At 73.1% G+C, this 26896-nt stretch carries 30 protein-coding genes and 2 tRNA genes; 20 read left to right on the top strand and 12 right to left on the bottom strand.

Going from position 1 to position 26896, the window contains the following annotated elements; genetic code table 11:
- Window positions 1-33 precede the first annotated feature (33 nt).
- The 14 genes from ABT057_RS12215 to ABT057_RS12280 all read left to right on the top strand — a co-directional run bounded on the left by ABT057_RS12215 (window position 34) and on the right by ABT057_RS12280 (window position 12319).
- Window positions 34-1263: an MBL fold metallo-hydrolase gene (locus ABT057_RS12215; protein WP_352342597.1), complete on the top strand. Its 1230-nt coding sequence runs from the start codon at window positions 34-36 to the stop codon at window positions 1261-1263.
- Between the two features lie 352 nt (window positions 1264-1615).
- Window positions 1616-4030 (top strand): sensor histidine kinase, encoded by a 2415-nt coding sequence (locus ABT057_RS12220; RefSeq protein ID WP_352342598.1) that lies wholly within the window; start codon window positions 1616-1618, stop codon window positions 4028-4030.
- A gap of 59 nt (window positions 4031-4089) precedes the next feature.
- Window positions 4090-4524 (top strand): roadblock/LC7 domain-containing protein, encoded by a 435-nt coding sequence (locus ABT057_RS12225; RefSeq protein ID WP_352342599.1) that lies wholly within the window; start codon window positions 4090-4092, stop codon window positions 4522-4524.
- Window positions 4525-4526: 2 nt separating this feature from the next.
- Window positions 4527-4898, top strand: a complete 372-nt coding sequence (locus tag ABT057_RS12230) for a DUF742 domain-containing protein (RefSeq protein WP_352342861.1) — start codon at window positions 4527-4529, stop codon at window positions 4896-4898.
- The gene (locus ABT057_RS12235) at window positions 4876-5589 is read left to right on the top strand and encodes a GTP-binding protein (protein ID WP_352342601.1); all 714 of its coding nucleotides are present in this window, start codon (window positions 4876-4878) and stop codon (window positions 5587-5589) included. Before ABT057_RS12230 ends, ABT057_RS12235 begins: the two co-directional genes overlap by 23 nt.
- Before the next feature lie 85 nt (window positions 5590-5674).
- Window positions 5675-6232, top strand: a complete 558-nt coding sequence (locus ABT057_RS12240) for a GAF domain-containing protein (protein WP_352342602.1) — start codon at window positions 5675-5677, stop codon at window positions 6230-6232.
- A gap of 169 nt (window positions 6233-6401) precedes the next feature.
- On the top strand, window positions 6402-7430 hold the full coding sequence (gene tdh / locus ABT057_RS12245; protein WP_352342603.1) for an L-threonine 3-dehydrogenase: 1029 nt from the start codon (window positions 6402-6404) through the stop codon (window positions 7428-7430).
- A 17-nt stretch (window positions 7431-7447) separates the two neighbouring features.
- On the top strand, window positions 7448-8653 hold the full coding sequence (locus ABT057_RS12250) for a glycine C-acetyltransferase (protein WP_352342605.1): 1206 nt from the start codon (window positions 7448-7450) through the stop codon (window positions 8651-8653).
- A 21-nt stretch (window positions 8654-8674) separates the two neighbouring features.
- On the top strand, window positions 8675-9577 hold the full coding sequence (locus ABT057_RS12255) for a LysR family transcriptional regulator (protein WP_352342607.1): 903 nt from the start codon (window positions 8675-8677) through the stop codon (window positions 9575-9577).
- Between the two features lie 40 nt (window positions 9578-9617).
- On the top strand, window positions 9618-10193 hold the full coding sequence (locus ABT057_RS12260) for a helix-turn-helix domain-containing protein (RefSeq protein WP_352342609.1): 576 nt from the start codon (window positions 9618-9620) through the stop codon (window positions 10191-10193).
- Window positions 10190-10711, top strand: a complete 522-nt coding sequence (locus ABT057_RS12265) for a GNAT family N-acetyltransferase (RefSeq protein ID WP_352342610.1) — start codon at window positions 10190-10192, stop codon at window positions 10709-10711. Before ABT057_RS12260 ends, ABT057_RS12265 begins: the two co-directional genes overlap by 4 nt.
- 30 nt (window positions 10712-10741) lie before the next feature.
- Complete coding sequence (locus ABT057_RS12270; RefSeq protein WP_352342612.1) at window positions 10742-11101, top strand: MmcQ/YjbR family DNA-binding protein; 360 nt, start codon at window positions 10742-10744, stop codon at window positions 11099-11101.
- Window positions 11102-11191: 90 nt separating this feature from the next.
- Window positions 11192-11268 (top strand) — tRNA-Pro (locus tag ABT057_RS12275).
- 88 nt (window positions 11269-11356) lie between these two features.
- A complete protein-coding gene (locus ABT057_RS12280) occupies window positions 11357-12319 on the top strand; it encodes an XdhC family protein (RefSeq protein ID WP_352342613.1) in 963 nt (320 codons plus the stop codon).
- On the opposite strand, the gene murJ is transcribed toward ABT057_RS12280, so the two are convergent.
- From murJ to ABT057_RS12310, 6 genes are all read right to left on the bottom strand, one after another.
- A complete protein-coding gene (gene murJ / locus ABT057_RS12285) occupies window positions 12294-13853 on the bottom strand; it encodes a murein biosynthesis integral membrane protein MurJ (protein ID WP_352342862.1) in 1560 nt (519 codons plus the stop codon). The two genes, ABT057_RS12280 and murJ, sit on opposite strands and share 26 nt — an antisense overlap.
- Before the next feature lie 126 nt (window positions 13854-13979).
- Window positions 13980-14378 carry a (2Fe-2S) ferredoxin domain-containing protein gene (locus ABT057_RS12290; protein WP_352342615.1) on the bottom strand — a complete coding sequence of 133 codons (399 nt, stop codon included), beginning with the start codon at window positions 14376-14378 and terminating at the stop codon, window positions 13980-13982.
- Window positions 14379-14383: 5 nt separating this feature from the next.
- A complete protein-coding gene (locus ABT057_RS12295; protein WP_352342617.1) occupies window positions 14384-14923 on the bottom strand; it encodes an NUDIX hydrolase family protein in 540 nt (179 codons plus the stop codon).
- 15 nt (window positions 14924-14938) lie between these two features.
- On the bottom strand, window positions 14939-16072 hold the full coding sequence (locus ABT057_RS12300; RefSeq protein WP_352342618.1) for an amidohydrolase family protein: 1134 nt from the start codon (window positions 16070-16072) through the stop codon (window positions 14939-14941).
- Between the two features lies 1 nt (window position 16073).
- Window positions 16074-17477: a glutamine synthetase family protein gene (locus ABT057_RS12305; protein WP_352342619.1), complete on the bottom strand. Its 1404-nt coding sequence runs from the start codon at window positions 17475-17477 to the stop codon at window positions 16074-16076.
- Between the two features lie 28 nt (window positions 17478-17505).
- On the bottom strand, window positions 17506-18294 hold the full coding sequence (locus ABT057_RS12310; protein ID WP_352342620.1) for an SAM-dependent methyltransferase: 789 nt from the start codon (window positions 18292-18294) through the stop codon (window positions 17506-17508).
- 138 nt (window positions 18295-18432) lie between these two features.
- Between ABT057_RS12310 and ABT057_RS12315 the strand changes: the two genes are divergently transcribed.
- Together ABT057_RS12315 and ABT057_RS12320 are read left to right on the top strand one after the other, a co-directional pair.
- Window positions 18433-19287: a Cof-type HAD-IIB family hydrolase gene (locus tag ABT057_RS12315; protein WP_352342621.1), complete on the top strand. Its 855-nt coding sequence runs from the start codon at window positions 18433-18435 to the stop codon at window positions 19285-19287.
- 86 nt (window positions 19288-19373) lie between these two features.
- Window positions 19374-20624: an amidohydrolase gene (locus ABT057_RS12320; RefSeq protein WP_352342622.1), complete on the top strand. Its 1251-nt coding sequence runs from the start codon at window positions 19374-19376 to the stop codon at window positions 20622-20624.
- On the opposite strand, the gene ABT057_RS12325 is transcribed toward ABT057_RS12320, so the two are convergent.
- Genes ABT057_RS12325 through ABT057_RS12340 form a run of 4 tightly spaced genes read right to left on the bottom strand, consistent with a single transcriptional unit; the run spans window position 20614 to window position 22587 of the window.
- On the bottom strand, window positions 20614-20946 hold the full coding sequence (locus tag ABT057_RS12325; RefSeq protein WP_352342623.1) for a DUF3140 domain-containing protein: 333 nt from the start codon (window positions 20944-20946) through the stop codon (window positions 20614-20616). The two genes, ABT057_RS12320 and ABT057_RS12325, sit on opposite strands and share 11 nt — an antisense overlap.
- A gap of 23 nt (window positions 20947-20969) precedes the next feature.
- Window positions 20970-21452 (bottom strand): Dps family protein, encoded by a 483-nt coding sequence (locus ABT057_RS12330; protein ID WP_352342624.1) that lies wholly within the window; start codon window positions 21450-21452, stop codon window positions 20970-20972.
- Window positions 21449-21739, bottom strand: coding sequence for a WhiB family transcriptional regulator (locus ABT057_RS12335; RefSeq protein WP_352342625.1), 291 nt, complete (start codon window positions 21737-21739; stop codon window positions 21449-21451). The genes ABT057_RS12330 and ABT057_RS12335 overlap by 4 nt, the downstream gene beginning before the upstream one ends.
- A gap of 11 nt (window positions 21740-21750) precedes the next feature.
- Window positions 21751-22587, bottom strand: a complete 837-nt coding sequence (locus tag ABT057_RS12340) for an alpha/beta hydrolase (protein ID WP_352342626.1) — start codon at window positions 22585-22587, stop codon at window positions 21751-21753.
- A 115-nt stretch (window positions 22588-22702) separates the two neighbouring features.
- Here ABT057_RS12340 and ABT057_RS12345 point away from each other — a divergent pair, with 115 nt between their 5' ends.
- On the top strand, window positions 22703-23476 hold the full coding sequence (locus ABT057_RS12345) for a sulfite exporter TauE/SafE family protein (protein WP_352342627.1): 774 nt from the start codon (window positions 22703-22705) through the stop codon (window positions 23474-23476).
- A 9-nt stretch (window positions 23477-23485) separates the two neighbouring features.
- On the opposite strand, the gene cobF is transcribed toward ABT057_RS12345, so the two are convergent.
- Window positions 23486-24259 carry a precorrin-6A synthase (deacetylating) gene (gene cobF, locus ABT057_RS12350; RefSeq protein ID WP_352342628.1) on the bottom strand — a complete coding sequence of 258 codons (774 nt, stop codon included), beginning with the start codon at window positions 24257-24259 and terminating at the stop codon, window positions 23486-23488.
- Between the two features lie 53 nt (window positions 24260-24312).
- Window positions 24313-24819, bottom strand: a complete 507-nt coding sequence (locus ABT057_RS12355) for a DUF309 domain-containing protein (protein ID WP_352342629.1) — start codon at window positions 24817-24819, stop codon at window positions 24313-24315.
- A 100-nt stretch (window positions 24820-24919) separates the two neighbouring features.
- Here ABT057_RS12355 and ABT057_RS12360 point away from each other — a divergent pair.
- From ABT057_RS12360 to ABT057_RS12370, 3 genes are all read left to right on the top strand, one after another.
- Window positions 24920-24996 (top strand) — tRNA-Pro (locus ABT057_RS12360).
- A 156-nt stretch (window positions 24997-25152) separates the two neighbouring features.
- Window positions 25153-26139 (top strand): aldo/keto reductase, encoded by a 987-nt coding sequence (locus ABT057_RS12365; protein ID WP_352342630.1) that lies wholly within the window; start codon window positions 25153-25155, stop codon window positions 26137-26139.
- Between the two features lie 38 nt (window positions 26140-26177).
- Window positions 26178-26750: a TetR/AcrR family transcriptional regulator gene (locus ABT057_RS12370; protein WP_352342632.1), complete on the top strand. Its 573-nt coding sequence runs from the start codon at window positions 26178-26180 to the stop codon at window positions 26748-26750.
- Window positions 26751-26896: the final 146 nt, after the last annotated feature.

A 26896-nucleotide genomic window follows, 5' to 3' on the forward strand; every position in this document is an offset into this window, starting at 1 on the left:
TGGAATTCCTCAGCGACTCCACCTGGAGGTACCGTGTCCGGTTTCCGTACCCTGAGCTCCGGGCTCCGCGCCTTGCAGCCCGAGGCCTTCGGCGCGGATCCGAGCGGTGAGCGCCTGGCGCGCATCCGCAGATCGCCCCACTTCAAGGACGGGGTCTTCCAGAACCCCGGCGGCCCTGCGCGCACCCGTCCCTCGGGTTCGACGCTCGACTTCGCCAAGGTCTTCTTCGACAAGGAACAGCGCCCCCGCCGTGCTCCCGCGGGCACGGTCCCGGTGCACGCCACCACCCTCGCCGACCTGTCCCGGCCGCCGGTCACGGGACTGCGCCTGACCTGGATGGGGCACTCCAGCGTGCTCGCCGAGATCGACGGGCGGCGGGTCCTCTTCGACCCGGTGTGGGGTGAGCGCTGCTCCCCGTTCTCCTTCGCGGGGCCCAAGCGGCTGCACCCCGTCCCGCTGCCGCTGGCCGCGCTGGGCCCGGTCGACGTCGTCGTCATCTCCCACGACCACTACGACCACCTGGACATGCCCACGATCAAGGCGCTGGCCGGCACGGACACCCTGTTCGCGGTGCCGCTGGGCGTCGGCGCCCACCTCGAGCACTGGGGCGTGTCCGCGGACCGGCTGCGCGAGCTGGACTGGCACGAGGCGACCAAGGTCGGCGGACTCACCCTCACCGCCACCCCGGCCCGCCACTTCTGCGGCCGGGGACTGCGCAACACCCAGCACACCCTGTGGGCCTCCTGGGCCGTCGCCGGCGAGGAGCACCGGATCTACCACAGCGGCGACACCGGCTACTTCGAGGGTTTCAAGGACATCGGCGCCGAGCACGGCCCGTTCGACGCGACGATGATCCAGATCGGGGCGTACTCGGACTTCTGGCCCGACATCCACATGACACCGGAGGAGGGCGTGCGCGCCCACCTCGACCTCCAGAGCGGCCCCGCCGGGGTGCTGCTGCCGATCCACTGGGCCACCTTCAACCTCGCCACGCACGGGTGGACCGACCCGGGCGAGGGCACCCTGGCCGCCGGGCAGGCGGTCGGGGCGCAGGTCGCGCTGCCCCGTCCGGGTGAGCCTTTCGAGCCCGAGGGTGAGAGTGTCCCGGGCGAGCCCTGGTGGCGCGGTGCGGCCCTGGCCCCGGCCGGCGGCTGGCGGCCCCTGGGGGACACCGTGGTGCAGGCCAAGGCCGATACCGAGAGTGACATTCCGAAGGGTGCCGCCGAGGGCGGCGAGGAGCCGGAGGCGGTTCCGGCGGGCTGACCGGAAGCGATCGGCCGGACAACGGCGAGGGTCGGGGAGCGTCCTGCTCCCCGACCCTCGCCGTCTGTTTTGGACCACCCGTGACCTGGAATGATCGTTTCCTTTCCGAGTCGTGTCCCGGACCTCGCGCTCTTATCGGTCTGCCGTACGAAGGCTCATACCAGAGCGGGACGCCCGCTGGGGGACTTTGTCAACTGCCCACCGCACCTGACAGGTTGACGACTACTGTGAGTGTCCGTCGGGTGGCGTGAGGTTCGAATTCCTCGGCTCCCGACCGACCACCAGGCCAGGCCCGACGGACCAGGACACCCCGGACACGCCGGACACCCGGAAACCCAGGACGAGGACACCGATGTCTCACCTCCGCGCACCGGCCGCACGCGCAGACCGCCGTGAGGGCGGGCGGCACGGACGGCCGGTAGCCCGCACGCAACCCGCGCCCGCCGAGACGCCCATACGGCCCCAGCTGCTGCGGCTCGCCGTGCTCCCGCCGACCGCGGTCGCCCTCAGCGCCTGCGCGGTCGTCCTGTTCACCGTGCGTTCCACCGGCACCCGGCCCGGACCCGTCCTGTGGGCCGTACTGGCCGGCGCGGTGGCCGTGACCGGCGTGGGCATCCTGGTCGCGGCCGTGGCGGCCGACCGCGCCGCCCGCTCCGTCAGCGAGCGCGTCGCCGCGCTGCGGCGCAGCAGCGCGCGCGGGGAGGCCGACCTGCGCGCGATCGTCGAGACCCTGCGCCGCGGCGAGGTCCCGCCCGCGCGCAAGTCGCGCGGCGGGCCGCCCGGGGACGCCGACGACTTCGAGCTGCTCGCCGCGGACCTCGCCCGTGCGCACGACGGCGCGCTCACCGCCGTGGTGCAGGCGTCCCAGCTGTCCAGCCAGGCCGGCAGCGAGCAGAAGCTCGAGGTCTTCGTCAACCTCGCGCGCAGGCTTCAGTCCCTGGTGCACCGGGAGATCTCGATCCTCGACGAGCTGGAGAGCGAGATCGAGGACCCCGAGCTCCTCAAGGGCCTCTTCCACGTCGACCACCTCGCCACCCGCATCCGCCGCCACGCCGAGAACCTCGCGGTCCTCGGCGGCGCGGTCTCCCGACGCCAGTGGAGCAACCCGGTCTCCATGACGGAGGTGCTGCGCGCCGCCATCGCCGAGGTCGAGCAGTACTCCCGGGTCAAGCTGGTCCCGCCGATCGACGGCGAGCTGCGCGGGCACGCCGTCGCCGACGTCATCCACCTGCTCGCCGAACTCGTGGAGAACGCCACGGTGTTCTCCGCCCCGCACACCCAGGTGCTGCTGCGCGCGGGCCTCGTCACCTCCGGGCTCGCCGTCGAGGTCGAGGACCGCGGCCTCGGCATGCCCGTCGAGGAGCAGAGCCGGATGAACGCCCTGCTCGCCGACCCCGACCAGGTCAACGTGGGCCGCCTGCTGGCCGACGGCCGCATCGGACTCTTCGTCGTCTCCCAGCTGGCCCGACGGCACGGCATCCGGGTCCGTCTGCATTCCAACATCTACGGCGGCGTCCAGGCGGTCCTGGTCGTGCCGCAGGCGCTGCTCGGAAACGCCCCCGGGGCCGTACCGGTGCGACAGGACCCCTTCACCGCAGACGTCCCGGCCACCCCGCAGGCGCCGCTCGCGCCCGGCACCGTGCCGGACCCGGGACGAGGGCCGGAGGCGGCCGCGGCCGGGCTCCAGGACACCGGCCACCGACGGCCGGCCGGGCGGCAGGACGTCGCGGGCGTCGGCGGCCGGCCGCCGGGGCCGCCGCCAGGGGCGCGGAACGCCACCGGTTCCGGCCCGCTGCCGGATCCGTCGCGGACCCGGCACACCTCGGGGGAACCCGGGCCCGGCTCACGCCATGGCCGCGGACCGGCCGCGCAGGAGCGGGCCGCGGGGCCCGGCGGCCGGGAGACGTCCGCCGCGGGTACGGGACCGCAGCAGCCCCCGGCTCCGGAGGGGCTGCCGGGGGCGGGCGGCCACGGTCCGGCCCCGCTGCCCTTGCGCGGCGCCCGGGAGGACCGCGCCAACCCGGCAGAGGCCGTGCCCGGTATCCGGCCGGGAGACCGGGCCGTCGTGGAGGACCACGCGGGCATCGCACCCGTGCCCCGCTCGAGCGCCGTCCGCGGCACGATGGGCAAGCCGCAGCTGCCGCGCCGCCGCGCCCAGGAGCACATCGCGCCCCAGCTGCGCGGCGGCCCGGCCCCCCGCCCGGACGCCGAACAGCCCGCCGGTCACGACCCCGGTCTGATGGCCGCCTTCCAGCGGGGAATCGGCCTCGCCGAGACCCGGCAGAGCCTGGAGGCCGAGGGCCGGGAATCGGCCCCGCTCCCGGAGTGGGAGGCCCTGGAGAGCAGCTCCTACCCGGCGCCCGACCCCTTCGGCCTGCCCCGCCGCACGCCCCGGGCCACGGACCCGGCACCGCCCGTCTCGGACCACACCCGGGGCGGCCGGCCCGCGGACCGACCCGCGGACTCCCCGGCCCCGGCCCCGCACCCGGATCCGACGGGCCCGGCTCCGGCGGCTCCCGCCCCGCATCCCGCCCCGCATCCGGCCCCGTCGGCGCCGGACCCGGCGGCCGCCTACGACGGGGCCCCGCACGCCTCGTACACCCCGTACGCGGCCCCCGTCCCCCCGTCCCGCATATCCGACGCGCCGCCCGCGCACACGCCCTCCCCCCGGGCGTACGGCGTGCGGGACGACCCGGCCGAGCCGGCGACCGGTCCCGGTTCCGGCCACCACACCCCCCGCCCCGACGGGAGCGCGTCCGCGGGATGAGCGGTTCCCCCACCCCCAGCGCTCCCGCAGACCTTCGTACCCCAAGGAGTCGATCCACCATGGCGAGCGAAGCGCCGACCGGCCATGTATCCGATCTCGACTGGCTGATGAGCGGCCTCGTGCAGCGCGTGCCGCACACCACGAGCGCCGTGCTGCTCTCCTGCGACGGACTGGTGAAGTCGGTCCACGGCCTCGACCCCGACAGCGCCGACCACATGGCGGCACTCGCCTCCGGCCTGTACTCCCTCGGCCGCAGCGCGGGTGTCCGCTTCGGCGACGGCGGGGACGTACGGCAGGTCGTCGTCGAACTCGACGCGACGCTGCTGTTCGTGACCACCGCCGGATCCGGGACCTGTCTCGCCGTGCTCGCCGGTCGGGAGGCCGACGCGGCCGTGCTCGGCTACGAGATGGCGATGCTCGTGAAGAGCGTCCGGCCGTATCTGACGACCGCGCCCCGGCAGCACGCCGTCGAACCGTCGGTGATGGGGCCTTGAGCGTGGTGACGGCCGGCGACGGGCCCTGGCTCGACGACGCGGCCGGGCGGCTGGTGCGCCCCTTCACGGTCAGCAACGGACGCACCAGACCGACCGTCGCCCTCGACCTCATGTCCCAGGTGATGGCCACCGGGGCGACCCCCCTCGGCTATCTCGGACCCGAGCACGCACAGGCCCTCGACCTGTGCCGGGCCCCCGTCCCGGTCGCCGAGGTGGCCGCCCACCTGAAGCTGCCGGCCGCGGTCACCAAGGTGCTGCTCTCGGACCTCGTCGACTGCGGGGCCCTGACCACCAAGCCCCCCGAGTTCCACCACAACCCCACCGACCGGGCCCTACTGGAGGCAGTGCTCGATGGACTACGACGACAGCTCTGACAGCGACGAGTACGACCCGTACGACCCGTACGGCGCGTCCGGGTCGCCAGGAGCCCACGAGGCCCACGACACCCACGAGGCTCACGAGGCCTGTGCCGACGGCCGTGCCGATCCCTTTCCGACCGCGCTGAAGATCCTGGTCGCGGGCGGGTTCGGGGTCGGCAAGACGACCTTCGTCGGCGCCGTGAGCGAGATCGCGCCGCTCAGCACGGAGGAGCTGCTCACCACGGTCGGAGCCGCGACCGACAACCTGGACGGCATCGAGAACAAGGTCGAGACGACCGTCGCCATGGACTTCGGCCGTATCTCGCTCGACGCGGAGCACGTGCTGTACCTGTTCGGCACTCCCGGACAGGAGCGGTTCTGGTTCATGTGGGACGAGCTGTCCGAAGGGGCGCTCGGCGCGGTGATCCTCGCCGACACCCGCCGGCTCGAGGAGTGCTTCGCGGCCGTCGACTTCTTCGAGGAACGCGGCCTCGGCTTCATCATCGCCGTCAACGAGTTCGACGGCGCCCACCGCTACGACCCCGAGGAGGTGCGCGCCGCCATCGACCTGGACCCGGCGGTCCCGGTCGTGCGCTGCGACGCCAGGATCTCCGCCTCCGGTGTGCAGACCCTGCTCACCCTGGTCCGGCACCTGATCGCCCACGCGCCGGCCGCACCCCGGACGAGCCCCGGCGCGCGCATGTGACCCCCGCACCCCACGCCATGGAGCCGCATATGACGGACGAGGTCCCCGACACCCCCCGCGAGGGAACACGGCCGGGAGCACGCCCATGAGCTACGACCCGCCGCGCCCGGTCGGCCGCCTGCTGCTCACACCGGAGGACGACGATGCTCCCGCCCGCACCCGGAGGCTGCGCGGGCTCGGCCTGGGGGAGCTGCCGGAGCCCGCCCTCGACGCGTTCGCCGACCGCCTCGCCGAACTGACCGGCGCGCCCTACGCCATGGTCAACTTCCTCGACGCGCAGCGGCAGTTCTTCGCCGGACTGCACACCCCGGCGGGCGGACGGGCCGCCCGGGGCGGCAAGCCCGAGGTGGGCCGGCGGCTGCCCCGCGACCACGGCTACTGCCCGCACGTCGTCGCCCGGCGCAAGGCGCTGGTCCTGGAGGACGTCGGCGACTATCCGCGGTTCGCCGGCAACCCGGTCGTCGACGAGTACGGCATCCGCTCCTACCTCGGCGCCCCGCTGATCGACACCACCGGCATGGTCCTCGGCACGGTGTGCGTCGCCGACTTCGCGCCCCGCCCCTGGGGGAAGGCCGGACTGGAGACCATCAAGGCGACGGCCGCCGACCTCGTCGTACGGCTCGAGGCGCGGACACCGCCGTAGCCCGGACGGAGCACGGTGTGAAGGAAAGCTGTTGCTCCGCTTAAGAAAAGATCGATGGACCGGGCGGGCGGGATGCGGCAGATTGCTGCACGAATCCACAACCCTCCCCGGCAGCGGGGCGCTTCGGCCTGCCCGCGCGCCTTCGGGGCCTCACCACAGGAGCCGCAGCTTGAAGGCGCTGGTCAAGGAGAAGGCGGAGCCCGGGCTGTGGCTCGCGGACGTCCCGGAACCCGAGGTCGGGCCCGGCGACGTGCTGATCAAGGTCCTGCGGACCGGTATCTGCGGCACCGACCTGCACATCCGGGCCTGGGACGGCTGGGCGCGGCAGACGATCCGCACCCCGCTCGTCATCGGCCACGAGTTCGTCGGTGAGGTCGTCGGGACGGGACGGGACGTCACCGACATCGGGGTCGGCGACCGGGTGAGCGGTGAGGGACACCTCGTGTGCGGCAAGTGCCGCAACTGTCTCGCCGGGCGCCGCCATCTGTGCCGGGCCACGGTCGGTCTCGGAGTCGGGCGGGACGGGGCCTTCGCGGAGTACGTCGCGCTGCCCGCGTCCAACGTGTGGGTGCACCGGGTGCCGGTGGACCTGGACGTCGCCGCGATCTTCGACCCGTTCGGCAACGCCGTGCACACCGCGCTGTCCTTCCCGCTGGTCGGCGAGGACGTGCTGATCACGGGCGCCGGGCCGATCGGACTCATGGCGGCCGCCGTCGCCCGGCACGCGGGCGCCCGCAACGTCGTGATCACCGACGTCAGCGAGGAGCGTCTCGAACTCGCCCGCAAGATCGGCGTGAGCCTCGCCCTGAATGTGTCGCAGACCCGGATCGCTGACGGGCAGCGGGAGTTGGGACTGCGCGAGGGCTTCGACATCGGACTCGAGATGTCCGGCCGCCCCGAAGCCGTGCGCGAAATGATCGCCAACATGACCCACGGCGGCCGGATCGCGATGCTCGGCCTGCCGTCCGAGGAGTTCCCCGTCGACTGGTCCCGGATCGTCACCTCGATGATCACCATCAAGGGCATCTACGGCCGGGAGATGTTCGAGACCTGGTACGCCATGTCGGTGCTGCTGGAGGGCGGCCTCGACCTCGCTCCCGTGATCACCGGCCGGTACGGCCACCGCGACTTCGAGGCGGCGTTCGCCGACGCCGCGAGCGGCCGCGGCGGCAAGGTCATCCTCGACTGGACCCTCTGACCCCCAAGGGACTCACCATGTTCGACTCCGTGCGCGACGACCTGCGCGCCACCCTCGACGAGATCCGCGCCGCCGGACTGCACAAGCCCGAACGCGTCATCGGCACCCCGCAGTCCGCCACGGTCGCCGTCACCGCGGGCGGCCGCCCCGGCGAGGTGCTCAACTTCTGCGCCAACAACTACCTCGGCCTCGCCGACCACCCCGAGGTGATCGCCGCCGCCCACGAGGCCCTGGACCGCTGGGGCTACGGCATGGCGTCCGTGCGCTTCATCTGCGGCACGCAGGAGGTGCACAAGGAGCTGGAGGCCCGTCTTTCGGCCTTCCTCGGCCAGGAGGACACGATCCTGTACTCCTCCTGCTTCGACGCCAACGGCGGGGTCTTCGAGACCCTCCTCGGTCCCGAGGACGCGGTCATCTCCGACGCCCTCAACCACGCCTCGATCATCGACGGCATCCGGCTGTCCAAGGCCCGCCGCTTCCGGTACGCCAACCGCGATCTGGAGGACCTGGAACGGCAGTTGAAGGACGCGTCCGACGCCCGCCGCCGACTGGTCGTCACCGACGGCGTGTTCTCCATGGACGGCTATGTGGCGCCCCTGCGCGAGATCTGCGACCTCGCCGACCGCTACGACGCGATGGTCATGGTCGACGACTCGCACGCCGTCGGCTTCGTCGGCCCCGGCGGCCGCGGCACCCCCGAACTGCACGGCGTGATGGACCGCGTCGACATCGTCACCGGCACGCTCGGCAAGGCACTCGGCGGCGCCTCCGGCGGCTATGTCGCCGCCCGCGCCGAGATCGTCGCCCTGCTGCGCCAGCGCTCCCGCCCGTACCTCTTCTCCAACACCCTCGCCCCGGTGATCGCGGCGGCGTCCCTGAAGGTCATCGACCTGCTGGAGTCGGCGGACGACCTGCGGGTCCGGCTCGCCGAGAACACCGCCCTGTTCCGCCGCCGGATGACGGACGAGGGCTTCGACGTCCTCCCCGGCGACCACGCCATCGCCCCCGTGATGATCGGCGACGCGGCGAAGGCCGGCCGGCTGGCCGAACTGCTGCTGGAGCGCGGGGTGTACGTGATCGGCTTCTCCTACCCGGTCGTCCCGCAGGGCCGGGCCCGCATCCGCGTCCAGCTGTCCGCCGCGCACTCCACGGACGACGTGAACCGCGCCGTGGACGCCTTCGTCGCGGCACGGGCGCAGATGGAAGCGCACAGGGAAGCCTGACATATTGCAATAATCGATCCCGTGATCGAAGCGCGGCGGCTCCACATCCTGCGTGCGGTGGCCGACCACCGCACCGTGACGGCGGCGGCCGCCGCGCTGTATCTCACCCCCTCCGCCGTCTCCCAGCAGCTCTCCGCCCTGGAACAGGAGACCGGCCACCGCCTGGTCGAACGCGGAGCCAAGGGCGTACGGCTCACCCCGGCCGGCGAGATCCTGCTCGGCCACACCCACGCGGTCCTCGCCCAGCTGGAGCGGGCCGAGGCCGAACTGGCCGCCTACAGCTCGGGGGCGGCCGGCACGGTCACCGTCGCCGCCTTCGCCACCGGCATCGCCCTGGTCGTCGCGCCCGCCGTGGCCCGGCTCGCCCACACCGCGCCGGGGATAAGGATCCGCGTCCAGGACGCCGAGGGGGACGCCAGCCTGCCGATGGTCCTCGACAGGCAGGTCGACGTGGCCGTGGCCGTCGAGTACCGGGGCGCCCCGGCCGCCGACGACCCCCGGCTCGCGCACATCCCGCTGTACGCCGAGCCCTTCGACGCGGTCGTGCCGGTGACGCACCGCCTCGCCGACGCAGGCGTGGTGCCTCTCGCCGAGCTGGCCAAGGACCCCTGGATCGGCCCCTATCCCGGCAACCCCTGCCATGACGTGGTCGTCCTGGCCTGCGAGAACGCGGGCTTCCAGCCCCGGCTGGAACACTCCTCGGACGACTTCCGCGCGGTCGTCGCCCTGGCCTCGGCCGACGCGGGCGTGGCCCTCGTCCCGCGCTCGGCCCTGCGCGGCATGGACCTCGGCGGCGTGGTCGTCCGCCCGATAGACGGGTCCGCCCCGACCCGCCGGGTCTTCGCGGCCGTACGCCGGGGCGCGGAGGAGCATCCGCTGATCCGGCCGGTGCTGGACGCGCTGCGGGAGGCGGCGACCGTGTGACCTCGCCGCCCCGTTTCACATCTGGGATATCGTCCCGAATATGAAACAGGGAGATGTGTCGGAGAGAGTGGACATCCGCCTCGGCCTCAGGCTCGCCGAGCTGCGGGACGAACGCGGCTGGTCCCTGGGCGAGCTGGCCGAGCGCAGCGGCATCAGCCGCTCCACCCTCTCCCGGGCCGAACGCGCGGAGACCAGCCCCACCGCCGCACAGCTCAACCGCCTCTGCCAGGTCTACGGACGCACCATGTCCCGGTTGCTCAGCGAGGTCGAGGAGGATCCCGCGCCGCTCCTGCGCGCCGCCGAGCAGCCCGTGTGGGAGGACAGGAGCTCCGGGTTCGTCCGGCGGTCGGTGTCCCCGCCGCATCCCGGCCTGCGCGGCGAACTGGTCGAGGGCAGGCTCGCCGCCGGCGCCGACATCGCCTACGACCGCCCGCCCCTCCCCGGACTGGAACAGCACATCTGGGTCCTGGCGGGCACCCTCGACGTGACGGACGGGGACGTCGGACATCACCTGGACACCGGCGACTGCCTGCGGCTGCGCGTGTGGGGGCCGACCCGGTTCCGGTGCGCGGGCGACACGGAGGCACGGTACGTGCTGGCGGTGGTGCTGCCATGACGACGATCCGTCTCGACGCCGCGCAACTCGGGGACCGGGTCGAGGAGTTGGCGGATCTGCTGGTCGACACGGTGGACGGGGGCGCCTCGGTGGGCTTCCTCGCCCCCCTGGACCGGGCCGAGGCCGTCGCCTGGTGGCGCGGGCGGGCCGCCGGGGTGGCCCGCGGACAGCTGGCCGTCTGGGCGGCCCACGACGGGGACCGGGTCGTCGGGACCGTCAGCCTGGCCTTCCCCGACAAGCCGAACAGCCGCCACCGCGCCGAACTCGTCAAGCTGATGGTCCACCGCGACGCCCGCGGCCGGGGCCTCGGCCGCTCGCTCCTCGCCACCGCCGAGCGGGCCGCCCTCGCCGCCGGGGTCACCCTGCTCCACCTGGACACCGAGACCGACAGCCCCGCCGAGCACCTCTACCGCACGGCCGGCTGGACCAGGGCCGGAGTGATCCCCGACTACGCGACCGACCCGGCCGGGGTCCTGCGCCCGACCACGCTGTACTACAGACGGATCGCGGCCGGGTGACTGTCAGTGGCAGCGGCTACCGTGCGAAGCATGCCCGACGCCGAAGACGTACGCCGTATCGCGCTTTCCCTGCCGGACACGACGGAGAAGACCGCCTGGAACATGCCCACCTTCCGGGTGGCGGGAAAGATGTTCGCGACCCTGCCCGAGGACGAGACGTCCATCGCCGTGCGCTGCCCCAAGGAGGAGCGCGACGAACTGGTCCTCGCCGAGCCCGGCAAGTTCTGGATCGCTTCCCACGAGGCCCAGTTCGCCTGGGTGCGGGCCCGCCTGTCCGCGATCGAGGGCGAGGAGGAGCTGCGCGACATCCTCGCCGACTCCTGGCGGCAGGCGGCCCCCACCCGGCTGCTGGAGGCGTATCCCGCGCTGGGAGTGCCCCAGGAGGGATGACGGCGATAAACGGGTGCGCGACCACCGACCCGAGTGCGGTATTGTTTCCATGCGCGTTCGGCCAGGGGAAACCCCAGGTCAGGCGGGCATCGGGACGTGGCGCAGCTTGGTAGCGCACTTGACTGGGGGTCAAGGGGTCGCAGGTTCAAATCCTGTCGTCCCGACCAGCTTCACCGCAGGTCGGCAGGCCGTTTCCACAGAGATGGGGAAGCGGCCTTCGTCGTATGTGCAGGCGGCTGCGAGGAGGTCACGGGCATGCGTGAGCTGGCACGGACGGCCCGCGAGTGGGCCCGCGAAGGCCGTACGGCGGTGCTCGCACGGCCGGTCACCGAGAAGGGCTTTGGACCCAAGCGGCCCGCGGACGCGCTTCTCGTCGACGCCGGCCCGGGCGGACAGTGCCGGGGCAGCCTGTACCGGGGAGCGGCCGACCGGCGGCTCGCCGAGGAGGCCGCCGCGCTCGTCTCCGCCGGGCACACCGCCCGGATCCGGGCGGTCGCGGTGCACGACGAGGCCGTCAAGGAGGCCGGGCTGACCTGCGGCGGCCAGGCCGAGATCCTCCTGCAGGCGCTGCACACGATCCCGGTCCGCTGGTGGGAGCTGATGGCCGAGGGCGCCGACGCCGCACTCGTCACCCGGCTGGACGGGGAGCGCACCCGTGCGCGGAGCACGGTGGTGACCCCGGCCGCGGCGGATCCCGCCACCCCGCCGCGGGCCGTCGAGTCGGCCCGCCGGCTGCTCGCCCGCCACCGGGCCGGGCGTGAGCTGCTGGACACCGGCACCGGACCGCTCCTCGTCGAGAGCTGCCCGGCCGTCCCGCATCTGCTCGTCGTCGGCGGCGGCGAACTCGCCGACCTCCTCGTCGCCCAGGCGGGGCTGCTCGGGTGGCGGGCCACGGTGACCGAGTCGTCCGAGCGGGTGCGCGAATTGATCGCCGGTCGTCCCGCCGCCCTCTGCCTGGTCGTCCTCAGCCATGAACCCGGCGTCGACGTCCCCGCCCTGTACACCGCGCTCACCACCGGCGTGCCCTATGTCGGCGCGCTGGGCTCCCGGCACACCCAGGACCGCCGTGCCGCCGCCCTCCGCGCCGCCGGCCTCGACGAGGAGCACCTGCGGCGCGTGCACGGGCCGATCGGCCTCGACCTCGGCGCCCGTACACCCGCCGAGACGGCCCTCGCGATCTGCGCCGAGATCCTCACGACGCTCGCCGCAGCTCCCTGACCCCGAGCAGCCGGGCCAGCCCGAGAAAGACCAGGCCCAGCACGAGGGAGCCGGCCGTCAGCGCGAGACCGACCGCGACGGTCCCCGCGCCCAGCCACTGCCCGCAGGCCCGGTCGGCCGCCCAGCCGAGGGCCGCCGCCGGGACCGCGGCGCCGATCAGCCGCGTGTACGTCCGGCGCAGTGCCCCGTCGTCCAGCCGGCCGCCGACCCGCCGCCGCACCAGGCGAGCGGTGAGGAGGAGTCCGGCCAGGTACGACACCGTGTAGGCGCCGGCCATGCCGGTCACCGCCCAGCGGACCGGAAGCAGCAGATGGCAGGCGGTGGCCAGGACGATGTTCACCGCCGAGATCCACACCGCCAGGAAGAACGGCGTCCGGGTGTCCCCGAAGGCGTGGAAGCCGCGCAGCAGCAGGTACTGCGCCGAGAACGGGATCAGACCGAGGCCGAACGCCTGGAGCATGTACCCGAGCGGCCGTGCGGAGGCCGCGTCGGCGGCACCGTGCGCGAACAGCAGCGTGGCGATACGGGGACCGAGCGCCAGGAACAGGAACGCCGCCGGGACGATCACGGCCCCGCTCACCCGCAGCCCGCGGGACAGATCCGCGCGCAGGTCCCCGATCCGGCCCTCCGCCACCGCCCGGCTCATCCGGGGCAGCAGCGCGGTCACCAGGGAGACGGTGACCACCGACTGCGGCAGCATCCACATCGTCTGCGCGTACGAGTACGCGGTGTAGCCCGCGCCGGCGTCCGGCAGCGCCTGGTCGGCGGCGTTCGCGTAGTTGGTCACCACGGTCAGCGCGACCAGGTTGGTCAGGACGAACAGCAGGGTCCACTTCGCGGCGTGCACCCCGGAGCCCAGCCCCGAGCCCCGCCAGTCGAAGCGCGGCCGCAGCCGGAAACCGGCCGCACGGGCGAACGGCACCAGCGCCAGCGCCTGCACCGCGATCCCGGCCGTCGTGCCGATGCCGAGCAGCCTGACCTGGGCGTCGGTGATGTCCGCCACCCGCTCGGGCACGGTCATCAGGCCGAGGTAGGCCCCGAACATGCCCATCAGGACCACGTTGTTGAGGACCGGCGTCCACATCATCGCGCCGAACTTCTCACGGGCGTTGAGGACTTGCCCGTACATGTTGAACAGGCCGTAGAAGAAGATCTGCGGGAGCAGGAACCGGGCGAAGACCACCGTCAGCCGGTACGCCTCGTGGTCGTCCGGGGTGTCGCGCAGGTACAGGCTCACGATCTGCGGTGCCGCCCACACCGCCAGCGCGGTGCCCACGGCCAGCACCGACCCGACCAGCGTGACCAGCCGCTGCTCATAGGCCAGGCCGCCGTCCGGGTGGGTGGCGCGGGCCCGCACCAGCTGCGGCACCAGCACCGAGTTCAGCGCGCCGCCGATCAGCAGCGTGTACAGGCTGGTCGGCACGGTGTTCGCGGTGTTGTACGTGGTCGCCAGGAGTCCGGTGCCCAGCGCGGCTGCCTGCAGCACCATCCGGATCAGCCCGGTCGCCCGGGACACCACCGTGCCCAGTGCCATCAGCACCGAGGACCGGGCCGCCCCGCCGGAACGTTTCCGCGCCCGCTCTTGTGTCGTCGCCCCCATCGGCCCAACGTACGGCATCAAGATCCGCGAGCCCAACTCGCTCAGCGCGGGCGGTGGTTGCTAACGGCGACTGCGGACCCGCGCGTTTCTCGGCGGCTCGATGAACTGCAGTTCCAGCGTGACCGGTGGCGGGGCGAGGCCCGGGCCGCCGGACCCCGCCCACTGGAGGACCTCGTCCGTGCAGTCGTCGTCCATGGCGAAGCCGACCCAGGCGGGCCGGCCGCCCGCCCGGCGTCCTTCGGCGGAGGGCCCGACGACGATCACATTGGCCTGATCGCAGGGGCCGAGACAGTCCGTCGTACGGACCTCGAAGGCGCCCGCGGAGTCGGCGGCGGCCGCGATCAGCCGGCGCAGCTGCCGGTCGTGGTCGTGGCCGGGGTGTTTGCGGGCGTCGCCGCAGCAGCAGCCCCTGCACACCACGAGCGTGCAGGGGCGCTGCCGGGGCCTCGGGGCATCCATCCCGGTCAGGAGGCGGAGAGGCCGACGTGGGCCAGGGCCTGCCGGAGCAGGAACCCGTGTCCGCCCGGCATCTCGCTCTGCACCGCGGGCGACGCCGCCTCCTGCGGGTCGAACCACACCAGGTCCAGCGCGTCCTGCCGGGGCTGGCAGTCACCGGTCACCGGCACGATGTAGGCCAGCGACACCGCGTGCTGACGGGGGTCGTGGTACGGCGTGATGCCCTGTGTCGGGAAGTACTCCGCGACCGTGAACGGCTGGAGGGAGGCCGGCAGACGGGGCAGCGCCACCGGGCCGAGGTCCTTCTCCAGGTGGCGCAGCAGGGCGTCGCGGACGCGCTCGTGGTGCAGGACCCGGCCGGAGACCAGGGTCCGGCTGACGTTGCCGTCCGGTCCTATGCGCAGCAGCATGCCGATGCTGGTGACTTCGCCGCTGTCGTCGACGCGCACGGGCACGGCCTCGACGTACAGGATCGGCATCCGGGCGCGGGCCATCTCGAGCTCGTCGGAGCTCAGCCAACCGGGCGTGGTATCGGTCAGATCTGACATTGCTTGATCATACTTTCAGTGTCCGTCGGGAAGCCGGTAGACCCGGCGGGCGTTGTCCGCTCCGGCCCAGCGCGCCAGCCGCAGCGCGTCGGGCAGGCCCAGTTCGCCCGCGTCCACCCGGTCCTGGAGGAGGTCTCCGAGGCCCCGGCGGAACGCCAGCGCACCGAGTGCGTAGAACTCCGACACACCGTAGGCGTCAGAGCTGTACAGCAGTTTGCGGAACGGTGTGATCTCCAACGCTTCCTCCAGCACCGCCCGCGCCCGGACCGGGCCGACGTGGTGCAGGGTGAGCCCCACGTCGAGGTACACCTGCTCGAACACGGCCGCCAGGTAGGCGGCCTGCCGCTGGTAGGGCCAGCAGTGCAGGAGCAGCACGGGGATGCTGCCCGCGATCAGGTGCAGCCAGTCCGTGAGATGTGCGGGGTCCACCCGGTGCAGCCGGATGTCGTTGTCGCCGAAGCCGGTGTGCAGCTGGAGCGGGAGGCCCAGGTCCACGGCCGTCCAGAGCAGATGACGTACCAGGACAGGTGCGTCGAGGCGTCCGCCGCGCGCCAGCCAGCGCCGGGCCGCCCGGGTGACGTCCGCCTCCGAGGGGCGGGCCGGGTCCAGGTCGAAGCCGGTGCGGTAGGCGGCCACCGATTTCACCCCGACCACCCCGGGCCGGCGCACCGCGTCCAGCGCGGCCGCCCGGAACGCGTCCGCGTACCCGCCCGCGTCGACACCGCGCGCGGCCACGGCCTCCGCCACCGACTCCAGCCGTACGACCTCGTGGGCGCCGCCGCCGCCCGCCGTCGCCAGGTCGGCGGGCGAGGTGAGGGGGTGCGGGGTGTAGCCGGTGTCCACGCAGAACACGCCCGTGCGGGCCGCCGCGAGGAACCGCCGGTCGACCTCCCGCGGGCCCAGTTCGGCGCGCCGGGCGAGATAGGCGTCGGCGGGGGCGTGCCGGTCCAGGCCGAGCAGGGGCGCGCAGTGCCGGCGCACGGCCACGCCCGCCGGGGTGTCGAAGGAGGAGACGCCGGGCCAGCTCCCGCCCTCGGTGAGCAGCGCCTCGAAACCCGGCCGGTCCAGGGGGCCGGTGACCACCCCGTGGCAGTGGTGGTCCACCAACGCCAGCGCGTCGAGCGCCTCGTGGACGGGTCCAATGCCCATCTCAGTACGCCCAGCGGTAGGCGGCGGCGACCTGCTCGTCGTCCAGCCCGTACACGGCGTCGATCTCGCCCTGCCGTACGGCCGTCACCGCGTCGGTGAGGACCGGGCCCAGCGCCGCCCGCAGCAGTTCGTCCGCCCGGAACTCCGCGAGGGCCTCGGTGAGCGAGGCCGGCAGCCTGCGGACCTCCCTCGCCCGGGCCTCGTCGGTGCCGAGGTGCGCCGGGTCGCCGGTGGTCTCGCCGGGGAGGACGGCGGCCTTCGCGAGCCCGTCCAGGCCGGCGGCGATCAGACAGCCGAGGAGGAGGTAGGGGTTGGCGGCCAGGTCCACGGGCTTCACCTCCAGGTTCGCCTGCTCCGAGCGCCGGCCCGCCGTGCCCCGGACCAGCCGGATCGCCGCCTCGCGGGTCTCCAGGCCCCACGCGGTGAACACCCCCGCCCACTGGGAGGGCTTGAGCCGCAGATAGCTCGCCGGGCTGGGCGCGGTCACCGCCGTCAGCGCGGGAAGCCGGGCCAGCACACCGGCGGTGAAGGCCTCCGCGTCGGCCGTGAGGCCGTGCCGTCGCTCGCCCCCGGCGAACAGGTTGACACCGCCGCGCCAGACGGACAGATGGACGTGCCCGCCGTTGCCGACGCCCTCCGCCGCGACGGCGGGCGAGAAGGAGACCCGCAGGCCGTGGCGCCGGGCCACCGCCCGGATGGTCTGCCGGACCAGGACGCTGTGGTCGGCCGCCGCCACCGGGTCCAGGGCGCCCACGGAGATCTCGAACTGGCCGGGCGCGTACTCCGGATGGATCTGGTCGACCTGCACGCCCTGCGCCGCGCACGCGGCCATCAGGTCGCCGGTGTACTCGCTCAGCTCTACCTGCCGGGTCGCGCCGTACGCCGGTCCGGTCGTCGCCGGCACGAACTCCCCGGCGGGCGCGGAGTCCAGGCCGACGGCCCACTCGATCTCGATGCCCGCCTTGAAGGAGAGGCCGTGCTCGCGGGCCGCGTCGGTGACGATCCGGCGCAGGAAGGTGCGGGAGCAGCCCGGATGCCGTTCGCCGTCCTGGGTGACGCGGTCCACCGGCGCCCACGCCCACCCCGGCTGCCCGGCCAGCACCACCAGCCCGTCCAGGTCGGGGTACAGCCGCAGATCGCCGTCGGGGGAACCAAGCGTGTCGGTGGTGACGATGTGGTCGTTCGCCAGGAACGTGTCGAACACCGGGGACATCCCGACGCCCCAGGCCGCGGCCGAGGCCAGTCCCGCCGTCGGGACCGTCTTGACCCGGCCGACGCCCGCGGTGTCGACGTAGGACAGGACGATGCCGTGCACCCCTCTGCCGGACAGCTCCCCGCCGAGCGCGGACGCCCGCTCGACGTCTCCGGGACGTCCGCCGGGGACGGGGTCGGCAAAGGTGGTCATGCGTCCTCCAGGAGTGATGCGCCTTTCGTCAGGGTTTCACGGCCACCGCGCCCAACTGCGGCACCACCGCGCCGGAATCGCCCTCGTCGCGCCAGCGCGAGCAGGACACCAGACCCGGCTCCAGCAGGTCCAGGCCCTCGAAGAACGCCGCTATCTCCGTGCCGGCGCGGGCGGTGATCGGCGGGGTGGCGTTCTCGTTCCAGAACTTCATCGCCGGGATCTGGCCCTCGCCGCCGACCTCGGGGTCGTACGTCGGGTGGGTGAGGACCAGGAAGCTGCCCGAGGGCATTTCGGCCATGACGTCGCGGACGATGCTCCGGGCCTCCTCGTAGTCCAGGACGAAGTTGAGGATGCCCAGCATCATCACCGCGACGGGGCGGCCGAAGTCGAGCGTGCCGGCGGCCCGCGAGAGGATCGCGGCCGGGTCGTGGACGTCGGCGTCGATGTAGTCGGTGGCGCCCTCGGAGGTGCCGGTGAGCAGGGTGCGGGCGTGCGCCAGCACGATCGGGTCGTTGTCGACGTACACGATCCGCGAGTCCGGCGCGATCCGCTGTGCCATCTCGTGGGTGTTGTCGGCGGTCGGCAGTCCGGTGCCGATGTCCAGGAACTGCCGCACCCCGCGCTCCTCGGCGAGGAACGTCACCGCCCGGCCCAGGAACCAGCGGTCCGCGCGGGCGATGTCCCGGATCAGCGGGAACATCCCGGCTACGTGCTCGCCGACCCGCTGGTCGACCTCGTAGTTGTCCTTGCCGCCGATCCAGTAGTTCCACACCCGTGCGTTGTGCGCAACGCTGGTGTCCAGCCGTGTCCCGCTCACGTCCCTCGCTCCTTCTCACGCCTCGTCGAGCCCGATCCTCCGGCTGCCATTCTGCCGCCGGATGATCACCGTTGTCCCGGGTTTCACCGGGTCCCCCGATAGGGTGACGATCCGGTCGCCCCGACAGAAAAGCAGGACATGCCGTACTCGCACGCCCCCCGCCCCACCGCTCCCGAGCTCCCGGCCGGGCCCGTCGACATCCGTCTCGTCGTCACCGACATGGACGGCACGCTGCTCGACGACGACAAGAAGGTGCCCGTGGGCCTGTGGGACACGCTGGCCCGGCTGCGGGAACGCGGGGTGCTGTTCAGCCCGGCCAGCGGACGCCAGTACGCCACGCTGGCCGCGGAGTTCGCCGAGGTCGCGGACGGAATGGTGTTCATAGCGGAGAACGGCACCCTTGTGGTGCGCGACGGCCGGGAGCTGAGCTCCGATCCGCTGGAGCCGGGGGTGGCCGCACGGGTGGTGGCGGCCGTACGGCGCCTCGCCGCGGGCGGGGTCGACGTGGGCGCCGTCGTCTGCGGGAAGCGGTCCGCGTACGTCGAGCGGGCCGACGACGCCTTCCTGGCCGAGGTGCGCAGGTACTACCTGCGGTGCGAGACCGTCGACGACCTGACCGCCGTCGACGACGAGTTCATCAAGGTCGCCCTGTTCGACTTCGGGTCCGCGGCGGAGACCACCGCCCCGGCGCTCGCGCCGTTCGCCGGCACCCACCAGGTCGTCGTCTCCGGCGAGCACTGGGTGGACGTCATGAACCGCACCGCCAACAAGGGCGCGGCCCTGCGCCGGCTCCAGGCCGAGCTGGGCATCACCCCCGCCCAGACCATGGTGTTCGGCGACTACCTCAACGACCTGGAGATGCTGGACGCCGCCGACTGGTCGTTCGCCATGGCCAACGCCCACCCCGAGGTGGTCCGCCGGGCCCGCCACCTCGCGCCGTCCAACAACGACGACGGCGTGCTGCGGACCATCGCCCGGGTGCTCGCCCTCTGAGGCTCACGGCCGGGGCTCGGCCGAACGGCCAGGGACGGCGGGCCGGTTCCTCGACCGTCCGGCCGATCACGCCGTACCCTCCGCGTATGACCGAACCGGCCGCCGTCGCCCGTGTCACCCGGGACATCACCGCCGACCTCAGGGCGGGAGAGCTGGAGGCCTTCTACCAGGACCTGCACCGGCACCCCGAACTCGCCTTCCGGGAGCACCGCACCGCGGGGAGTCTCGCCGGGCGGCTGCGCGCGGCCGGGTACGAGGTGACGGAGGGGGTCGCCCGCACCGGCGTGGTCGGGGTGCTCGAACACGGCGACGGGCCGGTGGTGTGGCTGCGCGGCGACATGGACGCGCTGCCGGTGCGCGAGGCGACCGGGCTGCCGTACGCCTCCACGGTCGACGGGGTCATGCACGCCTGCGGCCACGATCTGCACGTCACCTGGCTCGCGGCCGCCGCCGAGGTCCTCGCCGCCGCCCGGGACACCTGGTCCGGCACGCTCGTGGTGGTCGGGCAGCCCGCCGAGGAGGCAGGGGGAGGCGCGGCCGCGATGGTCGCGGACGGGATCCACGAGCGTTTCCCGCGCCCCGACGCGCTGTTCGGCCAGCATGCCGCGCCCGGGCTCGCCGGGTTCTACCCGCACACCCCCGGACTGACCCTGTCGGCCTCGGACGACATCGACGTCGTGGTGCACGGGGTGGGCGGGCACGGTTCGCGGCCCGAGTCGACCGTCGACCCCGTGGTGACCGGTGCCTACATCGTCACCCGGCTGCAGACGGTCGTCGCCCGCGAGATAGCGGCCGGGGAGTCGGCGGTGCTCACGGTGGGGCGGTTCCACGCCGGGACGAAGTCCAACATCATCCCCGCGGAGGCCCGGCTCGCGCTGAACGTGCGCACCCAGGACGGCCGGGTGCGCGAGCGCGTCCTCACCGCGGTGCGGCGGATCGTCGAGGGGGAGTGCGCCGCCGCGGGCTGCCCGGTGCCGCCGGAGGTCACGGTCCTGCCCGGCTATCCGAACACCGTCAACGACGCCGCCCTGGACGGCGAGATCGCCGCCGTGCACCGCCGGCTCTTCGGCGAGCACACGGTGTTCGACTTCGGGCAGGCGATGGGCAGCGAGGACTTCTCGCTGCTCGCGCCCGAGGGCGTGCCGTACGACTACTGGTACGTGACCTCGACCCCGGCGGCGGTGTGGGAGGCGGCGCCGGGGGAGGAGTTGACCGAGAAGGTCCTCAACGTGCCGGGAAACCACAGCCCGTTGTTCGCACCGGACCTCTCGGTGCTGGCGCCGGGGGTGCGCACCCTGGTGTCCGCCGCGCTGGCGCGGCTCGGCGTCACGGCTTGAGCGGATCGTGGCCGATCGTCATCAACCGGTGGCGCAGACCGGTGTCCTCGGCCACCGGCTCGCTCTCCGGGTCGGTCTGCGCGGTCACCGTGTCCACGACCCGGTACATCACCCGTACGTCGTCGTCGGTGAGGTCGGTGCGCCGCTTCTGCAGGATCGCCAGGACGTGCTGCCCGGTCGGGGACCCCGCCTCGTCGGGGAGGGGTTCCGCGTTCTCGTCGGCGTCCCGCACCCGCAGCCAGGCGGCCAGCTCCTGCGAGGTCATGTTCACCACGCGGTGGAACTCCTCCCACAGCGCGTCGAGTTCGAGGGCGTCGGTCATGGCAGGGCCTCTCCTCACGGAAATCAGTGCTCGCGGGGCAGGTTCTCCGCCTCGAACATCCACCGCTGCTTCTCCAGTTCCGCGGTGATGCCGATCAGCAGGTCCTGGGTGACCGGGTCCGGCTCCGCGGTCGCCGTGATCCGCTCCCGCAGCCGGCCGATCGCCGACCCCAGCGCCTCGGCGACGACACCGACCACCTCGTCGTCCCGCAGCCAGCCGTCCTTCGGGCCGGGCAGCGTGAACGCCGAGGCGATCGTCTCCGGACGGCCGTCCGGCGGCAGGCCGAGCGCGGCGGCCCGCTCGGCGACCGTGTCGGCGTAGGCACGGGTCGTCGCGACCACCTCGTCGAGCTGGAGGTGGATCGAACGGAACCGCGGACCCACGATGTTCCAGTGCGCCTGCTTCCCGATCAGCGAGAGACCGAGGAGATCCACGAGGGTGCTCTGCAACGCGTCGAAGGTGACCTGGCGGCCGGGTTCGGGAAGAAAGCTCTTCACGACAGTCATACCGTGCTCCTTCTCGTCGCGTCCTGTCTGACGGTACGGAGCAGTTCCGCTCGTTCCGCCTCGTCGGTACCGCCCCACACACCCGAGGTCTGCCCGATGCCCAGCGCGTAGGCCAGGCAGTCGGCGGTCACCCGGCAGCGGGCGCACACGCGTTTCGCGGCCGCGGTGTCCCGCAGGGCCGGTCCGGTCGTGCCCACGGGGAAGAACAGGTCGGGGTCCTCGCCCACGCAGGCGGCACTGCGCAACCACTCCATGGAGGCGCGGGTGCCCAGGGCGAACCGGTGCAAACGGCCGGGTCTCAGTGGCCGGGCGTGGCGTCGAGCACCCCGTCCAGGAAGCTCGTCAGGTCCTCGAACACCTCGGTTCTGTTCGTCTCGTGGAACACCTCGTGCCGGGCCCCGGCGTAGATCCGCTCGGTCACCCCGCCTCCCCTTCCGCTCCCGCTCCCGCTCCCGGCGAGCCGCTCCACGCCGGTCCGGCTGCCGGACAGGGGCACCAGCCGGTCGTCCTCGCCGTGCAGCCACAGCAGCGGGAGCCGGCCGACGCCACCGCCCTCGGCGACGGCCCCCAGGGTCCGTACGAAGGCCTCCAGCGTCGGCCGCTTCATCGGCCCGTGCCACACCAGGGGATCCGCCGCGTACGCCCGGCCGACGGCGGGGTCGCGGGAGAGGGCGGCGGGGTGGACGGGGACGTCGGGGATCTCGTGGTGGGCCAGCAGGCGCCGGGGCAGCTCCCAGTCGCCGATGACCGGCCCGGAGAGAACGAGCGCGGCGGGCGTGCCGCCGTACCGCTGTGCGTGCCGGGCCGCGATCAGGCCGCCCATCGAGTGACCGATCACGACCAGCGGAAGGCCGGGGTGCGCGGCCCGGGCGAGGTCCGCCACGGCGTGCACGTCGGTGACCACGTCCTCGAAGTCCTCGATCACCACCCGCTCGCCCGCCGACCTTCCGTGTCCCATGTGGTCGGGCGCGAAGACGGCCGCGCCGTGCCCGTTCAGGACACCGGCGAGTTCCGCGTGGCGGCCGGCGTGCTCGCCGTATCCGTGGACGAGGAGGGCGACGTACCGGGGCCGCGGGTGCGGCCACTCGTGGGCGAACAGGGTGCCTCGAGTGCCCGCGAGGACGTGTGCGGTCATGGCTTCTCCCGTTTCGGCGTTCCAGGGCGCATGCGGAATCCTTTCAGTGCACATGGCCGACTGGCGAGACGGTCCTTACAGCCGACGGATGGCTGTGCGTAGCATCGGTTTCCGCATGAACACGATGACTCTGTGGCACATCACCGGCTGGGAGTTCGCCGCCCTCGCCTTCGCGGCCCTGCTGGTCGGCTTCTCCAAGACGGCCGTGAGCGGCGCCAACACCGTCAGTCTCGCGATCTTCGCCGCGGTGCTGCCGGCCCGCGCCTCCACGGGCGTCCTGCTGCCGCTGCTGATCGCCGGCGACGTCCTCGCCGTCCTCACCTACCGGCGGCACGCGCACTGGCCCACCCTGTGGCGGCTGTTCCCCGCGGTCGCGGCCGGAGTGGTCCTGGGGACGCTCTTCCTGGTCTGGGCCGACGACGGGGCGGTCCGCACCTCGATCGGCGCGATCCTGCTGCTGATGGCGGGTGTCACGGTGTGGCGGCGGCGCTCGGCCGAGGCGGCCGACGATCCCGACGCCGTGGTGACCCGCGCGGGCCGCGTCAAGGCGCGCTCCTACGGCGTCCTCGGCGGATTCACCACGATGGTCGCGAACGCGGGCGGACCGGTGATGTCGATGTACCTGCTCTCGGCGGGCTTCCGCAAGCTCGGCTTCCTGGGCACCTCCGCGTTCTTCTTCCTCATCGTGAACCTCTCGAAGGTCCCGTTCAGCGCCGGTCTCGGCCTGATCGACGGCCGGTCCCTCCTCCTGGACGCCGCGCTCGCCGCGTTCGTCGTCCCCGGCGCGCTGCTCGGCAGGTGGGCCGTGCACCGCATCAACCAGCGGCTGTTCGAACAACTCGTCATCGCGGCGACGGTCGTGGGCGGCGTACAGCTGCTGCTGCGGTAGCGCGGCCGGCTACCGGCGGTCGGGGTTGCGGCGCAGCAGGTAGGTGTCCATGATCCAGCCCTTGCGCTCGCGCGCCTCGGCACGCAGTCGCTCGATGCGGGGGCCGGCCTCGGCGATCGGCCCGGAGGCGAGGATCTCGTCCGGGGTGCCTATGTACGCGCCCCAGTAGATGTCGATGTCGTCGTCGGCGTACTGCCGGAAGGTCTGGTGGGCGTCCAGCATCACCACCACGTCGTCCACCCCCTCCGGGAAGCCCTCGGCGAGCCGCCGCCCGGTGGTGATCTGCACGGGCCGCGCCACCCGGTTCAGACCGGTGCGGTGGCGGGCGACGAGCGCCGAGACACTGCTGATGCCCGGTACGACGTCGTACTCGAAGGCGACCGCGCCCCGGGCCAGCACCTCCTCGAGGATCCCCAGCGTGCTGTCGTACAGCGCCGGGTCGCCCCACACCAGGAACGCTCCGCTCTCCTCCTCGCCGAGTTCCTCGCGGATCAGCCGCTCGTAGATCTCCGCGCGGGCGCTGCGCCAGTCGCCGACCGCGGGGGAGTAGGCCGAGCCGTCGGCCCGGCGGTCCCGCGGCGGATCGCCGGCCTCGACCACCCGGTAGGCGCCCTCCGGTGCGTGGATGTCCAGCATGTCCCGGCGCAGCCGCGTCAGATCGCTCTTCACCTCGCCCTTGTCCAGGACGAAGAACACGTCCGTGCTCCGCAGCGCCCGCACGGCCTGCAGGGTGAGCTGGTCGGGGTCGCCCGCTCCGATACCGATGACATGAATCCTTCGCACACCTCGAGTCTGCCCTACGCCACTGACAGTGACCGGGGCGGGTGCCGGCCCGGTCAGCGCAGCCGCGGCGCGTGTTCCCGCGCGTCCACCGCCTCGCCCGTCCGCTCCACCGACGCCGCGAGCTCCCGCGCCCAGCCGGCCAGCCCCGCGAGATCCATTCCGTACGGCCGCGGCCGCCTCTCGCCCGCCGCCCAGTCCTCCACCGCCCCGGCGCCGCGCCGCAGCAGCCGCGGCCCGCCCGCGAGGTTGCCCCGGGCCGCGTGCGTGAGACCGACCGCGAGCTGGGCGAGTCCGCGCCACAGCGCGCGTTCCGCTTCGGGGCCGGACTTCCAGGCGTCCTCGAAGACCTCGTGCGCGTGGAACGGCTTGCCCGCGTCCAGCAGGGCCTGCGCCTCGGTGACGGTCCGCTCCGGGGTCCGTACGACGCCCTCCGGCTGCCGCTCCACCCCGCCCGCGCCGTAGGGCAGGGGCCTGCCCAGCCCGTCCCGGGGCCGGGCGTTGCGTGCCCGGCCCTCCGCGTCCCGGTCCCGTTCCGGCTCCTGTCCCTGTTCCCGTCGCATGCGCCGATTGTCCCGCGCCGGGGTCATTTTCGGCGCGGCGCCCGGGGTGGGGTAAAGTGCTGTTCGCGCGATCACGCGGAACTCCGCGGCGCTCGCGCACCGGGACGTGGCGCAGCTTGGTAGCGCACTTGACTGGGGGTCAAGGGGTCGCAGGTTCAAATCCTGTCGTCCCGACCAGCTTTGTTGCCGGTCGGAGGCCGTCTTCTCAGTGATGGGAGGGCGGCCTTTCTCGTGCGCCCGGACAAAGCCCTTGCGCTGAAGCGCACTTCAAGTTGAAGACTCCTGTTCGAGCCGGGGAGATCCGATGGATCCGGCCGAACGGGAGGATTCACCATGAAGTACCGCACCATAGGCACCGATCCCGCCACCCGCCGTGAGGTCAGCGTGCTCGCGCTCGGCGCGATGCTGTTCGGGTCGCGGACCGACGAGAAGACGTCGTTCGCGATCCTCGACCGATATACGGAGGCCGGCGGCACCTTCGTCGACACCTCCGACAACTACGCGTTCTGGGAGGACGGCGGCCAGGGCGGCCAGAGCGAGGAACTGCTCGGCCGGTGGCGGCGCAGCCGCGGCGTCGGCGACGAGATCGTCTTCGCCACCAAGCTCGGCGCCCGCCCCCTGGCCCCGGGCACCAGCTACACCGACAACCCGGAGGGCCTCTCGGCGAAGGTGATCCGGGAGTCGGCCGAGCGCAGCCGCGAGCGGCTCGGCGTGGAGAAGCTGGACCTGCTCTACGCCCACATCGACGACCACACCGTCCCGCAGCGCGAGACCGTCGAGGCCTTCGGCGCGCTCGTCGCGGAGGGCACGGTCGGACTGCTCGGCGTGAGCAACCAGGCGATCTGGCGCGTGGAGCGGGCCCGCGCCCTGGCCGCCGCGGCCGGTCTGCCCGGCTACGAGGTGCTGCAGTACCACCACAGCCATCTGCGCCCGCGCTCCGACGTCCCGAGCGACCTCTTCCCCGACGGGGGCCTCGGCCACGCAGGCCCGGAACTCCTCGGCTATCTGCGGGCCGAGCCCGGCCTCACCCTGGTCGCGTACTCGCCGCTGCTCAGGGGCGCGTACACCCGCCGGGACCGGCCGCTGCCGCCGGACTACGACCACCCGGGCACCCCGGCCCGGCTCGCCGTCCTGGGCGAGGTCGCACGCGAGACCGGCGCGAGCGTCAACCAGGTCGTACTGGCCTGGCAGCTGGGCGGCGAGCTGCCGGTCGTCCCGCTCGCCGGTGCCTCCTCGGTGGCGCAGCTGGAGGAGAACCTCGCGGCTGTGGACCTGGAGCTGACCGAGGACCAGCGGGCGAGGCTGGACACCGTCCACTGAGGACCGGGCGGCCGGGCCACCGGCGCTACGCTGGGATCATGCCGTCCACCCGCCGTACCGCCCGACAGGCCGACCTGCTGGAACGACTCGTCGCGCTGCTCACGGCGGAGGGCTTCTCGGACCTCACGCTCGACGACCTCGCCGAGCGGCTGCGCTGCTCGAAGACCACCCTCTACCAGCTCGCCCGCAGCAAGCAGGGGCTGGTGGTGGAGGCGGCCAAGCACTACTTCCGCGGGGCGACGGAGGCCGTGGAGAAGCGGGTGGCGCAGACCGTGGACCCCTCGGACCGCGTCCGGGTGTACCTCACCACCGTGGCCGAACAGCTGCGCCCGCTCTCCCGCCGCTTCCTCGACGACGTGGCGGACTTCCCGCCCGCGCGCGAGGTGTACGAGGCCAACACGCGGATGGCCGCGGAGCGGGTGCGGCAGCTGATCGCCGAGGGGGTGTCCGGCGGCGCCTTCCGGGACGTGCACACCGCGTTCGTCGGGGAGGTCGCCGCCGCGACCATGCGGCAGATCCAGCAGGGCGAGCTGAAGGCGCGCACCGGGCTGACCGACGCGGAGGCGTACGAGCAGCTCGCCTCGCTGATCGTGCACGCCGTCTCGTCCTGACGAGCCGTCCCGGCCATCAGTTCCGGCCATCCCGTTGTGACGATCGGGCCGCTTTCCGCCTGGCTGGGGCACACCTCTTTGCCGTACTGTAAATGATACGTGCGTACGCACCGCAGTATCACTCTCAGTACTACTACGTGGAGGTC

Source organism: Streptomyces sp. NPDC002588 (assembly GCF_040295925.1).
Lineage (GTDB): Bacteria > Actinomycetota > Actinomycetes > Streptomycetales > Streptomycetaceae > Streptomyces.